Genomic DNA, 14224 nt, shown 5'->3' with positions numbered 1-14224 from the left:
GTCGCAAGCTACATCGAGCTTCCCTTTATGATTTTGCCGATTTTCAATGTCTTGGATGATATGGACAACAATCTCATCAATGCCAGTTATGACCTCGGTGCGACCAAGTGGGAGACCTTCCGCCATGTCATTTTCCCTCTATCGATGAATGGAGTGAGAAGTGGGGTTCAGTCTGTCTTTATCCCAAGTTTGAGTCTCTTCATGCTGACACGTTTAATCGGTGGGAACCGCGTTATCACGCTGGGAACGGCTATTGAGCAGAACTTCCTGACCAATGATAACTATGGTATGGGTTCAACCATTGGTGTGATCCTCATCCTGACCATGTTCATCACCATGTGGGTGACCAAGGAAAGGAGAGAACGATGAAAAAATTTGCCAATCTCTACCTAGCCTTTGTCTTTATCGTCCTTTATTTGCCAATTTTTTACCTGATTGGCTACGCCTTTAACGCAGGGGATGATATGAATAGTTTTACCGGCTTTAGCTTGAGCCATTTTAAAACCATGTTTGGTGATGGCCGTCTCATGTTGATCCTCACTCAAACCTTTTTCTTGGCCTTTCTAGCTTCCTTGATTGCGACCATTATCGGGACTTTCGGTGCTATCTATATCTACCAGTCTCGTAAGAAATACCAAGAAGCCTTTTTATCACTCAATAATATCCTCATGGTTGCGCCTGACGTTATGATTGGTGCCAGTTTCTTGATTCTCTTTACCCAGCTTAAGTTTTCACTTGGCTTTTTGACGGTTCTATCTAGCCACGTGGCCTTTTCCATCCCTATCGTGGTCTTGATGGTCTTGCCTCGTCTCAAGGAAATGAATGATGACATGATCCATGCGGCCTATGACTTGGGAGCCAGCCAGTTTCAGATGTTTAAGGAAATCATGCTACCTTATCTGACTCCGTCTATCATTGCAGGTTATTTCATGGCCTTCACCTATTCGCTAGATGATTTTGCCGTGACCTTCTTTGTGACGGGAAATGGCTTTTCAACCCTGTCAGTCGAGATTTACTCTCGTGCTCGTAAGGGAATTTCGCTAGAAATCAATGCCCTGTCTGCCCTTGTCTTTCTCTTTAGTATTATCCTAGTTGTTGGCTATTACTTTATCTCACGTGAGAAGGAGGAGCAAGCATGAAAAAACTCTATTCATTTTTAGCAGGAATTGTAGCGATTATCCTTGTCTTGTGGGGGATTGCGACTCATCTAGATAGTAAAATCAATAGCCGAGACAGTCAGAAATTGGTTATCTACAACTGGGGGGACTATATCGATCCAGAACTCTTGGAGAAATTCACAGAAGAAACAGGAATCCAAGTACAGTACGAGACCTTTGACTCCAATGAAGCCATGTATACCAAGATCAAGCAGGGTGGAACAACCTATGATATTGCCATCCCAAGTGAATACATGATCAACAAGATGAAGGACGAAGACCTCTTGGTTCCGCTTGATTATTCAAAAATTGAAGGAATCGAAAATATCGGACCTGAGTTCCTCAACCAGTCCTTTGACCCGGGCAACAAATTCTCCATCCCGTACTTCTGGGGAACCTTGGGAATTGTTTACAATGAAACCATGGTAGAGGAGGCGCCTGAGCATTGGGATGACCTCTGGAAACCAGAATACAAGGATTCCATCATGCTCTTTGATGGGGCGCGTGAGGTGCTGGGACTCGGGCTTAACTCACTTGGTTACAGTCTCAACTCCAAGGATCCTCAGCAGTTGGAAGAGACAGTGGATAAGCTCTACAAATTGACTCCAAATATCAAGGCCATTGTGGCGGATGAGATGAAGGGTTACATGATTCAGAACAACGCTGCTATCGGTGTGACTTTCTCTGGGGAAGCCAGCCAGATGTTGGAGAAAAATCCTAACCTCAAGTATGTCGTTCCGACTGAGGCCAGCAATCTCTGGTTTGATAACATGGTCATTCCAAAAACCGTGAAAAACCAGGATGCTGCCTATGCCTTTATCAACTTTATGTTAAAACCCGAAAATGCTCTGAAAAATGCGGAGTATGTAGGTTACTCAACACCAAACCTACCAGCAAAGGAAATGCTCCCAGAGGAGACTCGTGAGGACAAATCCTTCTATCCAGACGCTGATACTATGAAACACTTGGAAGTTTATGAGAAATTTGACCATAAATGGACAGGAAAATATAGTGACCTCTTCCTCCAGTTTAAAATGTACCGGAAGTAGGAGATATGCTTTCTTGTCAGTTTTCCTAGTTGACGCAGAACCCAAAAAACGATATAATAAAAAAGTTGAGAATTGATTTTCAGTTATCTTAGTCCAGAGAATTGGCGGTGCTGCGAGCCATCTAAGGTAGGAAATCATGCTACTCAATCAGACAATTGCATAAGAATAAGAGAATGACAAGTTCATTGAATGAAGGTGGTACCGCGGTTTTTCGCCCTTCGTGATATGGACTTGTCTTTTGATTTTTGGAGGTGTTTATGAAGACATTTCTCGTGAAACAAAAGTTTCGTCTTGGGGGCGAACGCTTCGATATCAAAGATGATAGGGGAGTAGTGAACTATCAGGTGGAAGGCTCTTTCTTCCAAATTCCTAAGACCTTTACCATCTATGACGCCTATGGTGAGCAAGTCAGTGAAATTAGTAAAGAATTTTTCACTTTGCTTCCTCGATTTACTATTCAGCTACGAAATGGTTCCAATTTCGTTATTCGTAAGAAGTTGACCTTCTGGCGAGATAAGTATGAGTTTGATAATCTCGGGCTTCGTATCGAGGGTAATATCTGGGATTTAAATTTCAAATTGCTAGATGATCGTGACCAAGTGATTGCTGAGATTCGGAAAGAGATTTTTCATTTAACCTCGACTTACACCGTAACCGTCTATGAAGACTCGTATGCAGACCTAGTCGTTTCCCTTTGTGTCGCGATTGACTATGTGGAGATGCTGGAAAGCCAATCAAATTAAACAAGTAAATAAGGAGATATTATGAAACAACTATCTAGTGCTCAAGTTCGCCAAATGTGGCTTGATTTCTGGGCAAGTAAAGGCCACTCTGTCGAACCATCAGTCAGCTTGGTTCCTGTAAATGACCCAACTCTTTTGTGGATTAACTCTGGGGTAGCAACCCTTAAGAAATACTTTGACGGAACCATTATCCCTGAAAATCCACGTATTACCAATGCGCAAAAAGCTATCCGTACTAACGATATTGAAAACGTAGGGAAGACTGCGCGCCACCATACTATGTTTGAAATGTTGGGGAACTTCTCTATTGGTGATTATTTCCGTGATGAAGCCATCACTTGGGCTTATGAGCTCTTGACAAGCCCAGAATGGTTTGATTTCCCAGCTGAAAAACTTTATATGACCTACTATCCAGACGATAAGGATTCTTATAACCGCTGGATTGAAGTAGGAGTGGACCCAAGCCACTTGATCCCAATCGAAGACAACTTCTGGGAAATCGGTGCTGGACCTTCTGGACCTGATACAGAAATCTTCTTTGACCGTGGAGAAGCATTTGACCCAGAAAATATTGGTCTTCGTCTGCTTGCAGAAGATATCGAAAACGACCGTTACATCGAAATCTGGAATATCGTTTTGTCACAATTTAACGCTGATCCTGCTGTTCCTCGTAGCGAATACAAAGAATTGCCACACAAGAACATTGATACGGGCGCTGGTTTGGAGCGTTTGGTGGCTGTTATCCAAGGGGCTAAGACAAACTTTGAAACGGACCTCTTCATGCCGATTATCCGTGAAGTTGAGAAATTGTCAGGTAAGGTCTACGACCAAGATGGCGATAACATGAGCTTCAAGGTCATCGCTGACCACATCCGTTCCCTTTCATTTGCCATCGGTGATGGTGCTCTTCCAGGAAATGAAGGCCGTGGTTATGTCCTTCGTCGTCTCCTCCGTCGTGCTTCTATGCACGGTCAAAAATTGGGTATCAACGAGCCTTTCCTTTACAAACTCGTTCCAACTGTTGGAAAAATCATGGAAAGCTACTACCCAGAAGTGCTTGAAAAACGTGACTTTATCGAGAAAATTGTCAAGAGCGAGGAAGAGTCATTTGCTCGTACCCTTCACTCAGGTCAACACTTTGCAGAAACTATTGTAGCTGATTTGAAAGCGAAAGGTCAAAACGTTATCGCTGGGCAAGATGTCTTCAAACTTTACGATACATATGGATTCCCAGTTGAATTGACAGAAGAAATCGCTGAAGAAGCAGGGATGACTGTAGACCGTGAAGGTTTTGAAGCAGCCATGAAAGAACAGCAAGAACGTGCGCGTGCGTCAGCTGTCAAAGGCGGCTCAATGGGAATGCAAAATGAAACCCTTCAAAACATTACAGTGGAAAGCCGATTTAACTACAAAAAAGAAAAACTAGCTAGTAGACTTGTTGCTATCGTAGCGGACAATGCAGAAGTAAACGTTGTTTCAGAAGGAACTGCCTCTCTTATCTTTGCGGAAACACCATTCTACGCTGAAATGGGTGGACAAGTAGCTGACCACGGTCAAATCTTGGATGCTAAAGGAAATGTCGTAGCGACTGTAACGGACGTGCAAAAAGCACCAAACGGACAAGCTCTTCATACTGTCGAAGTTCTTGCACCACTTGCTTTGAATCAAGAATATACCTTGGCAATCGATACTAATCGCCGTCACCGTGTCATGAAAAACCACACAGCGACTCACTTGCTCCATGCGGCTCTTCACAATATCCTTGGCCACCATGCGACACAAGCAGGATCTCTGAACGAAGTAGAATTTCTTCGCTTTGACTTTACTCACTTCCAAGCTGTGACTCCTGAAGAGTTGCGCGCCATTGAACAGCAAGTTAATGAGAAAATTTGGGAAGCAATTGCTGTAGAAACTGTTGAGACAGATATTGACACGGCTAAAGAAATGGGAGCTATGGCCCTCTTTGGTGAGAAATACGGTAAGGAAGTTCGTGTTGTGACCATCGGTGACTACTCAGTGGAACTCTGTGGTGGTACCCACGTTGGCAATACTTCTGAAATCGGTCTCTTCAAGATTGTCAAAGAAGAAGGGATTGGTTCAGGAACTCGTCGTATCTTGGCAGTGACTGGTAAAGAAGCCTTTGAAGCCTACCGTGAACAAGAAGACGCTCTTAAAGCTGTTGCATCAACTCTTAAAGCACCTCAACTCAAGGAAGTACCTCACAAGGTTGAAGGCCTTCAAGAGCAACTCCGTCAATTGCAAAAAGAAAATGCAGAATTGAAGGAAAAAGCAGCAGCTGCAGCGGCAGGTGATGTCTTTAAGGATGTGAAGGAAGTCAACGGACACCGTTACATTGCAAGCCAAGTTTCTGTATCAGATGCAAGTGCCCTTCGTACCTTTGCGGATAACTGGAAACAAAAAGACTACTCTGATGTGCTTGTCCTAGTTGCCGCTATTGGTTACAAGGTCAATGTCCTCGTAGCAAGCAAGACTAAAGATGTACACGCAGGAAACTTGGTTAAAGAATTGGCTCCAATCGTCGATGGACGTGGTGGTGGTAAACCAGACATGGCTATGGCAGGAGGAAGCAACCAAGCGAAAATTCAAGAACTCTTGGATGCAGTAGCAGGTAAATTGTAAGACAATAAAGATCTATCCATTTGGGTAGGTCTTTTTGCCTACTTAAAAAGCCAAATCCGCTTGGATTTGACTTGTAACTGATAGGTTTATTTTGTTGCCCAAACACTGACTGAACCCGCTGCTACTGGAAATTCTCCATAACCTTCAGCGTTGATTGTAACTTGTGCTGGATGATTTTCAAGGAGGTCAACAAAGGTTTGGTCAGCCCATTCTTGCCCGACAAACATAGATTTGCTGTTTTCTTGGTCATTTGAGATGAGGACAGCGATTGGAGATTGATGTTCAGCACCTGAACGAACCCAACCGATACAGTTGGCATCGTCAAAGTAGTCTGTTTGCTCCCCATATGCCCTGTCTTTTCGGATGGCTAGGAGACGGTCAAGAACTTCTCTGAAATCTTGTTGAGCAAATTGCCCTGAAATGCCGTAATAGTCTCCGTAAAAGACACATGGAAGACCATCTTGGCGTAATAGAATGAGGGCATAGGCTGCTGGCTTGAACCATTCTTCAACAGTAGACTCAAGGGCTTGTCCTCGTTGGGTATCATGGTTGTCAACGAAAGTGACTGCTTTGTCAGGCTTGAGTTCAACCAAGCTATCTGTGAAAATGTTACGAAGGTCGTAACTTGCTCCAGCTTGACTGGCTTCAAAGAGGTTCTGGTGGAGACGAACATCGACAAGATCAAAGCGTTCTTCTGTTTTCTCGAGATAGTCTAGATTGGCTTCCTTGTCTGGATTCCAAAATTCTCCGAAAACATAGAAATCTTGACCGTATTTTTCCTTCATATCACGGATGAAATTGCCCATAAAGAAGGAGTCGATGTGCTTAACGGCATCCAAGCGGAAACCTGCCACTCCAGTCGTTTCCATGAACCAGTCAGCCCAGTCATAGATGTTTTGGATGACTTCAGGGTGCTTAAAGTCCAGGTCAGCGTACATGAGGTAGTCGTAGTTGCCGTTTTCGTTATCGACCAATTCCTCATTTGCCCAACCTTTATTGTCTCCTTGGATCAGGTAAATGCCAGACTTACGGCGTTTGGCATCGTAGTCTGTACCTGTAAAGTGGTACCAGTGCCAGTGGAAGTCATTGTAGGTATCTTGGCGACCATCGAAAGTAAAGTGAGTCCAGCCATTGATAGTAAAGGGCTCGCTTAATTGAACGGTACGGTCCTCAGGGTCCACTTCAATAACCTGAAAGGCTTCCATATGATCGGCAGCAGCCTTGTGATTGAGCACCACATCGGCCATAGGTTGAATTCCCTGCGCCTTTAGGGCTTGAATGGCTTGAAGATAATCTTCTTTAAACCCATACTTGGTACGGACAGTCCCTTTTTGGTGAAATTCACCTAGGTCAAAAAGATCGTAAACACCATAGCCGACATCTTTTTCGTTGGTTGCCTTGAAGGCAGGTGGCATCCAGACATGGCTGATGCCAAGGTTTGCTAGGTGCTCTGCGTCATTTGTCAGTCGCGTCCAGTGTTGGCCGTCGTGAGGCAAATACCATTCAAAGTATTGCATAAGTGTCTGATTTTGCATTGTTTTTCCTCTTACTTATCAATGATGTGTTATATTCTACCATAAAGTCCAGAACTACGCAAACGTTTGCGTAAAAATTCTATACTCATTTCTAGAAATGTCTATTTTTTGAAATTTCCCATTATTTTTCATTGTTTAGGAAAGAAGGATTAGAAAAAATGAATTGACTAAACTTTTTTTAACAAAAATGACACTTAGTAAACTAAAGTAAAAATGGACAAACGCTTTCTATTTTGAGAATTGTCACAAAATTTGCTATAATAGTAGCTATGAATAGAATTAGGGTCAGCAGACGTGTTGAAAAAAAGCTAGCTAAGGGTCTAGTTCTTTTGGAAGCAAGCGATTTAACAGATATTGAACTGACGGATCAGGAAGTAGAAGTTCTTAGTCAAGACGGAAAGTTTTTAGGGAGCGCCTATCTTTCCCAGCAGAATAAGGGAATCGGTTGGTTGGTCAGCAAGGAAAAGGTTGTTTTCAATCAAGCCTTTTTTGAAATTCTGTTTCGTAAGGCCAAGGAAGCTAGAAAGCCTTATTATCAAGATGACTTGACTACTGCCTTTCGCCTTTTTAACCAAGAGGGAGATGGTTTTGGTGGTCTGACTGTTGATCTCTACGGAGGTTATGTGGTCTTTTCTTGGTACAACTCCTTTGTTTACCAGATTCGTGAGCTGATAGTAAAGGCTTTTAAGGAAGTCTTTCCTGAGATTTTGGGAGTATATAAAAAGATTCGATTTAAAGGTCTAGATTACGAGTCTGCTCATGTCTATGGTGAAAAAGCGCCAGACTACTTTACTGTTCTTGAAAATGGTGTACTCTATCAGGTTTTTATGAATGATGGCTTGATGACAGGTATTTTTCTGGATCAGCACGATGTTCGTGGGAGTCTGGTAGACGGTCTAGCCATGGGCAAATCCTTACTCAATATGTTTTCCTATACGGCTGCCTTTTCAGTTGCTGCAGCTATGGGAGGCGCGAGTGAAACGACTTCTGTCGACTTGGCAAAACGGTCGAGAGAGCTGTCAGAAGCTCATTTTCAGGCAAATGGACTCGGCACAGACAACCATCGTTTTATCGTCATGGATGTCTTTGACTACTTCAAGTATGCCAAGCGAAAGAGCTTGACCTACGATGTAATTGTACTGGATCCGCCGAGCTTTGCTCGCAATAAAAAACAAACATTTTCTGTGGCTAAGGACTATCACAAGCTGATTTCCCAGAGTCTAGAGATTTTAAATCCGGGAGGCATTATCATTGCCAGTACCAATGCTGCCAATGTTTCCCGCCAGAAATTTACAGAACAAATTGATAAAGGTTTTGCAGGAAGAAAATATCAAATTTTAAACCAATATGGTCTTCCAGCAGACTTTGCCTATAATAAAAAAGATGAAAGCAGTAATTACCTCAAGGTGATTAGTATGAAGGTTAGTAAATGAAATTAATCGTTTCAGTAATGCCAAGAAGTTTAGAAGAAGTGCAAGAACTGGATGCCACACGGTATGAAGATGCCGATATCATCGAGTGGCGTGCAGACTTCCTCGCCAAGGAAGCCATTTTACAGGTAGCACCTGCAATCTTTGAGAAATTCGCAGGCCGCGAACTGGTCTTTACCCTTCGGACTCGCTCTGAGGGAGGAGAAATCGAACTGTCTTCTGAGGAGTATGTTCAAATCATCAAGGAAGTCACTCAACTCTATCAACCAGACTATGTGGATTTTGAGTACTTCAGCTACAAGGACGTTTTTGAGGAAATGTTGGATTTTCCAAATCTTGTTTTGAGTTACCATAATTTCCAGGAAACACCAGAAAACATGATGGAGATTCTGTCTGAGTTGACCAGTCTCTCTCCAAAAGTGGTCAAGGTATCAGTTATGGCCCATACGGAGCAGGATGTTTTAGACTTGATGAACTACACACGAGGATTTAAAACACTCAATCCTGAGCAAGACTACGTGACCATTTCCATGGGAAAAATGGGCAAGGTATCACGCATTACTTCAGATGTGACGGGTTCGAGTTGGTCATTTGCTAGTCTGGATGAAGCGAGTGCCCCAGGTCAGATTTCTCTATCAAACATGAAAAAAATCAGGGAGATTTTGGATGAAGCTTGATGGCTATACACGTTTAGCTGCAGTTGTTGCCAATCCCATCAAACACTCTATTTCACCCTTTATCCACAATAGGGCCTTTGAGGCGACAGCTATTAATGGTGCCTATGTAGCTTGGGAGATTGAAGCGGGTGATTTGGCAGAAACAGTCGCCAATATTCGCCGTTACCAGATGTTTGGCATCAACCTGTCTATGCCATACAAGGAGCAAGTGATTCCTTATCTGGATGAGTTGAGTGATGAGGTTCGTTTGATTGGGGCAGTCAACACAGTTGTTAATCAAGACAGAACGTTAATTGGATATAATACAGATGGCAAGGGATTTTTTAAGAGCTTGCCTTCTTTTACAATCTCGGATAAGAAAATGACCATTCTGGGGGCAGGTGGTGCGGCTAAATCAATCTTGGCACAGGCTATTTTGGATGGCGTCAGTCAGATTTCTATCTTTGTGCGTTCAGCTTCTATGGAAAAAACAAGACCTTATCTAGACAAGTTGCAGGAGCAAACAGGTTTTAAAGTGAACTTATATGCTTTAGAAGATGTTTCTGTCTTGCAAGAAAGGATTGCTGAGTCGGATTTACTGGTCAATGCGACTAGTGTGGGAATGGACGGTCAGTCGTCCCCAGTTCCAGAAAGCATCAATTTGCCAAAGACTCTCTTGGTTGCAGATATCATTTACCAACCCTTTGAGACGCCATTTTTGAAATGGGCTAGAAGCCAGGGCAATCCAGCTGTCAATGGTCTGGGGATGTTGCTCTATCAAGCCGCCGAAGCTTTTCAATTGTGGACAGGTAAAGAAATGCCGACAGACGAGATTTGGCAGTCCTTAACAGAAAAATACCAATAATGAAAAGGAGACCCTACTATGAAAATCAGAATCGATATTCCGCATCATCCCTATGATATTCAGATTGAAAAAGGTTGTCTATCGCAAGCAGGTCAATGGTTGCGAGAACTCTGGCAACCTCAAAAAGTGGTTATCGTAACAGATAACCATGTAGCTTCTCTCTATGCAGAGAAGGTTAAACTCAGCCTAGAAGATGCTGGTTTTCAGGTAGCTGTTTTTGACTTTTTAGAAGGCGAAGAAAGAAAGAATTTAACCACTGTACAGAAAGTCTATGAATTTTTAGTCAAGCAGGGTTTGACTCGTAGCGATGGGATTGTGGCTCTTGGTGGTGGTGTCGTTGGAGACCTGGCTGGTTTTGTAGCCTCTACCTATATGCGGGGCATTCACTTTGTTCAGATTCCGACTAGTTTGACAGCCCAGGTTGATTCGTCTATTGGTGGAAAGACGGGTGTCAATACTCCTTTTGCTAAAAATATGGTGGGAACTTTTGCCCAACCAGATGGGGTTCTGATTGACCCGCTTGTCCTAGAAACGCTTGGAAAAAGAGAGCTGATTGAGGGGATGGGCGAGGTTATCAAGTACGGCTTGATTGAGGATCCAGAACTATGGGCTCTCTTGATGGAGCTAGATGGTTCTGTAGAGAGCATTTTGGAACATGCAGAGACTTTGATTGAACATTCTTGTCAGGTTAAGCGCAAGATGGTGGTCGAAGATGAGTTGGATAACGGTGTTCGTCTTTACCTCAATTTTGGGCACACTATTGGTCATGCTATTGAAGCAACTGCCGGTTATGGCAAGGTCATGCATGGAGAAGCTGTGGCTATGGGCATGGTTCAGATTTCCAAGGTTGCTGAGGGGAAAGGCCTCATGCCAGAAGGAATAACCCAGTCCATTACAGAGATGTGCCAGAAATTTGGCTTGCCTGTTGATTATGAAAACTGGGATGTTGACAAACTTTATCAAGCTTTGACTCATGATAAAAAAGCGCGTGGAAACACCTTGAAATTGGTCTTAGTTCCAGAGCTTGGTTCAGCGACCATTCACCCAGTTTCTCTGGAAGAGATGAAAGACTACTTGGTAAAATAAGGAGAACGTATGAGATATTTAACTGCAGGAGAATCACACGGCCCCCGTTTGACGGCTATTATTGAAGGAATTCCAGCTGGACTTCCTTTGACAGCAGAGGATATTAATGGAGACCTTAAACGCCGTCAGGGTGGCTACGGTCGTGGTGGCCGTATGAAGATTGAGAGTGACCAGGTTGTCTTTACTTCGGGCGTTCGTCACGGGAAGACGACAGGGGCACCTATTACCATGGATGTCATCAATAAGGACCACCAAAAATGGCTGGATATCATGTCTGCTGAGGACATTGAAGACCGCCTTAAAAGCAAGAGAAAAATTACCCATCCTCGCCCAGGTCATGCCGATTTAGTTGGGGGCATTAAGTACCGTTTTGATGATTTGCGAAATTCCTTGGAGAGGTCATCTGCCCGTGAAACCACCATGCGAGTGGCTGTTGGGGCAGTAGCCAAACGTCTCTTAGCTGAGCTAGATATGGAGATTGCCAACCATGTCGTGGTCTTTGGTGGTAAGGAAATCGATGTACCTGAAAATCTAACAGTCGCTGAGATTAAGGAACGAGCTGCCCAGTCTGAAGTTTCTATTGTCAACCAAGAGCGGGAACAGGAAATCAAGGACTATATTGACCAAATCAAGCGTGACGGTGATACCATTGGTGGGGTTGTGGAGACAGTCGTCGGAGGTGTTCCAGTTGGCCTTGGATCCTATGTTCAATGGGACAGAAAATTAGATGCGCGATTGGCCCAAGCAGTTGTTTCTATCAATGCCTTTAAAGGGGTGGAATTTGGTCTTGGATTTGAAGCTGGTTACCGCAAAGGCAGCCAAGTTATGGATGAAATTCTCTGGTCTAAAGAAGACGGCTATACTCGTCGTACCAATAATCTAGGTGGTTTTGAAGGTGGTATGACCAATGGGCAACCAATTGTTGTTCGTGGAGTTATGAAACCCATTCCCACTCTTTACAAACCACTTATGAGTGTGGATATCGAAACCCACGAACCTTACAAGGCAACCGTGGAGAGAAGTGATCCGACCGCTCTGCCAGCAGCTGGGGTAGTCATGGAAGCTGTTGTAGCAACGGTTCTGGCGCAAGAAATCCTTGAAAAATTTTCATCGGACAACCTAGAGGAATTAAAAGAAGCGGTAACCAAACACCGTGAGTATACAAAGAACTATTAAGGAGTTCCTATGGCAAAAACCATCTATATCGCAGGTCTCGGTTTGATTGGTGCCTCGATGGCGCTTGGTATCAAACGCGATCATCCTGATTATGAAATTCTAGGTTATAATCGCAGTCAGGCTTCTAGAGATATTGCCTTGGAGCGGGGGATGATTGACCGTGCGACGGATGATTTTGCCAGTTTTGCTCCTCTGGCAGATGTCATCATCTTGACCTTGCCAATCAAGCAGACCATTGCTTTTATTCAGGAGTTGGCAGGTTTGAACTTGAAAGAAGGCGTCATTATCTCGGATGCGGGCTCAACCAAGGCTGCCATTGTGGAAGTGGCGGAGGAATATTTGGCTGGCAAGTCAATTCGTTTTGTCGGGGCTCATCCCATGGCTGGTAGCCACAAGACAGGAGCTGCCTCTGCCGATGTTAATCTCTTTGAAAATGCCTACTATATCTTTACTCCATCTAGCTTGACCACTCCAGAAACCCTTTCAGAAATGAAGGACCTACTTTCAGGCCTCCATGCTCGTTTCATTGAAATTGATGCCAAGGAGCACGATCAAGTAACTTCACAGATTAGCCATTTTCCCCATATCTTGGCATCAGGTCTCATGGAACAAACAGCAGTTTATGCTCAAGAACATGAGATGGCAAGACGCTTTGCGGCGGGTGGATTTCGAGATATGACTCGCATTGCGGAAAGCGAGCCAGGTATGTGGACTTCTATTCTCTTGTCTAACCGTGAGACTATTCTAGAGCGAATTGCGGATTTCAAGGAACGCTTGGAAGCGATTGGTCAGGCCATCAGCAGGGGAGATGAAGAGCAAATCTGGAACTTTTTCAACCAAGCGCGTGCGCAACGTCAGGCCATGGAAATACATAAGCGTGGTGGTGTGGATAGCTCTTACGACCTCTATGTCGATGTTCCCGATGAAGAAGATGTCATCTTGCGAATTTTGGAATTACTTCGTGGGACTTCTTTGGTTAATATCCACATCAACGAGGAAAACCGTGAGGATGTTCACGGGATTCTCCAAATTTCATTTAAAAATGCTCAAGATTTAGAACGAGCTGAGCGCTTAATTACAGAAAATACGGACTACACAGTCGTCATCAAATAAGGAGAAAATCATGTCAAATATTTACGATAGTGCAAATGAACTTAGTCGCGGGTTACGCGAATTACCAGAATACAAGGCGGTCAAGGCAGCCAAAGATGCTATCCAAGCTGATGAACAAGCTAGCAAGATTTTTGCAGACTACCTCGCTTTCCAGCAAGAAATCCAAGTCATGGCGCAAACGGGACAAATGCCAGACGCCTCTTTCCAAGAAAAGATGCAGTCTTTCAGCAAACAAATCCAAGAGAACGCTCTTTTGTCAGATTTCTTTGCCAAACAGCAACAATTGTCCATTTATCTTTCGGACATTGAAAAAATTGTCTTTGAACCTGTTTCAGAATTATTGAAATAGTATTTTATCTGTATAAAAGCCAGAAATTTCAGGAATTTCTGGCTTTTTTGTGATAAAATAAGAAAAAGTATTGCAAGTATGAGGTCAACTATGAAACTAAAAACAAACATTCGCCACTTACATGGCAGTATCCGGGTTCCAGGTGACAAGTCTATCAGCCACCGTACGATTATTTTTGGAAGTTTGGCTGAGGGCGAGACTAAGGTTTATGATATTTTGCGTGGAGAGGATGTACTTTCAACCATGCAGGTTTTTCGTGACCTTGGTGTTGAAATTGAGGACAAATATGGGGTTGTTACCATTCAAGGTGTTGGAATGGATGGCTTAAAAGCTCCGCAAAATGCCTTGGATATGGGTAATTCTGGCACTTCGATTCGCCTGATCTCAGGTGTACTTGCTGGTGCAGACTTCGAAGTAGAGATGTT

General features: G+C 43.6%; 13 protein-coding genes and 1 pseudogene. 13 read left to right on the top strand and 1 reads right to left on the bottom strand.

From position 1 onward, the window contains the following. The 5 genes from GMD1S_RS04935 to alaS all read left to right on the top strand — a co-directional run. Positions 1–369 (top strand): ABC transporter permease (locus GMD1S_RS04935; RefSeq protein WP_000320491.1); only part of this gene is annotated, 369 nt, incomplete at its 5' end. Beyond that, positions 366–1139, top strand: a complete 774-nt coding sequence (locus GMD1S_RS04930) for an ABC transporter permease (protein WP_000712723.1) — start codon at positions 366–368, stop codon at positions 1137–1139. The genes GMD1S_RS04935 and GMD1S_RS04930, both read left to right, overlap by 4 nt. Then, positions 1136–2206, top strand: coding sequence for an ABC transporter substrate-binding protein (locus GMD1S_RS04925; RefSeq protein ID WP_000737951.1), 1071 nt, complete (start codon positions 1136–1138; stop codon positions 2204–2206). Before GMD1S_RS04930 ends, GMD1S_RS04925 begins: the two co-directional genes overlap by 4 nt. A 257-nt stretch (positions 2207–2463) precedes the next feature. Continuing rightward, the gene (locus GMD1S_RS04920; protein WP_000847088.1) at positions 2464–2949 is read left to right on the top strand and encodes an LURP-one-related/scramblase family protein; all 486 of its coding nucleotides are present in this window, start codon (positions 2464–2466) and stop codon (positions 2947–2949) included. Between the two features lie 21 nt (positions 2950–2970). After that, positions 2971–5589: an alanine--tRNA ligase gene (alaS, locus tag GMD1S_RS04915; protein WP_000811713.1), complete on the top strand. Its 2619-nt coding sequence runs from the start codon at positions 2971–2973 to the stop codon at positions 5587–5589. An 86-nt stretch (positions 5590–5675) separates the two neighbouring features. Here the strand turns inward: alaS and GMD1S_RS04910 are convergent, their stop codons facing one another. Next, positions 5676–7124, bottom strand: a complete 1449-nt coding sequence (locus GMD1S_RS04910) for an alpha-amylase (protein ID WP_001181084.1) — start codon at positions 7122–7124, stop codon at positions 5676–5678. 269 nt (positions 7125–7393) lie between these two features. On the opposite strand from GMD1S_RS04910, the gene GMD1S_RS04905 reads away from it, so the two are divergent. The 8 genes and pseudogenes from GMD1S_RS04905 to GMD1S_RS04870 all read left to right on the top strand — a co-directional run. Then, positions 7394–8557, top strand: coding sequence for a class I SAM-dependent rRNA methyltransferase (locus GMD1S_RS04905; RefSeq protein ID WP_001079993.1), 1164 nt, complete (start codon positions 7394–7396; stop codon positions 8555–8557). Further along, positions 8554–9231, top strand: a complete 678-nt coding sequence (aroD, locus tag GMD1S_RS04900; RefSeq protein ID WP_000767785.1) for a type I 3-dehydroquinate dehydratase — start codon at positions 8554–8556, stop codon at positions 9229–9231. The genes GMD1S_RS04905 and aroD overlap by 4 nt, the downstream gene beginning before the upstream one ends. Continuing rightward, entirely contained in the window at positions 9221–10075 is an 855-nt protein-coding gene (locus GMD1S_RS04895) for a shikimate dehydrogenase (RefSeq protein WP_000762465.1), read from the top strand. Before aroD ends, GMD1S_RS04895 begins: the two co-directional genes overlap by 11 nt. A gap of 18 nt (positions 10076–10093) precedes the next feature. Beyond that, complete coding sequence (gene aroB / locus GMD1S_RS04890; RefSeq protein ID WP_000702153.1) at positions 10094–11161, top strand: 3-dehydroquinate synthase; 1068 nt, start codon at positions 10094–10096, stop codon at positions 11159–11161. Positions 11162–11170: 9 nt separating this feature from the next. Then, a complete protein-coding gene (aroC, locus tag GMD1S_RS04885; protein WP_001269879.1) occupies positions 11171–12337 on the top strand; it encodes a chorismate synthase in 1167 nt (388 codons plus the stop codon). A 9-nt stretch (positions 12338–12346) separates the two neighbouring features. Next, complete coding sequence (locus tag GMD1S_RS04880) at positions 12347–13450, top strand: prephenate dehydrogenase (RefSeq protein WP_001140471.1); 1104 nt, start codon at positions 12347–12349, stop codon at positions 13448–13450. Between the two features lie 10 nt (positions 13451–13460). Further along, positions 13461–13799, top strand: a complete 339-nt coding sequence (locus GMD1S_RS04875; RefSeq protein ID WP_000065973.1) for a YlbF/YmcA family competence regulator — start codon at positions 13461–13463, stop codon at positions 13797–13799. Positions 13800–13889: 90 nt separating this feature from the next. Next, positions 13890–14224, top strand: a pseudogene (locus tag GMD1S_RS04870) (3-phosphoshikimate 1-carboxyvinyltransferase); the annotation flags it as partial.

This window comes from Streptococcus sp. GMD1S (genome assembly GCF_000296875.1).
In the GTDB taxonomy this organism is placed as follows: domain Bacteria; phylum Bacillota; class Bacilli; order Lactobacillales; family Streptococcaceae; genus Streptococcus.
The sequence above is the reverse complement of the archived record's forward strand: the minus strand, read 5'-3'. Positions and strand labels throughout refer to the sequence as shown.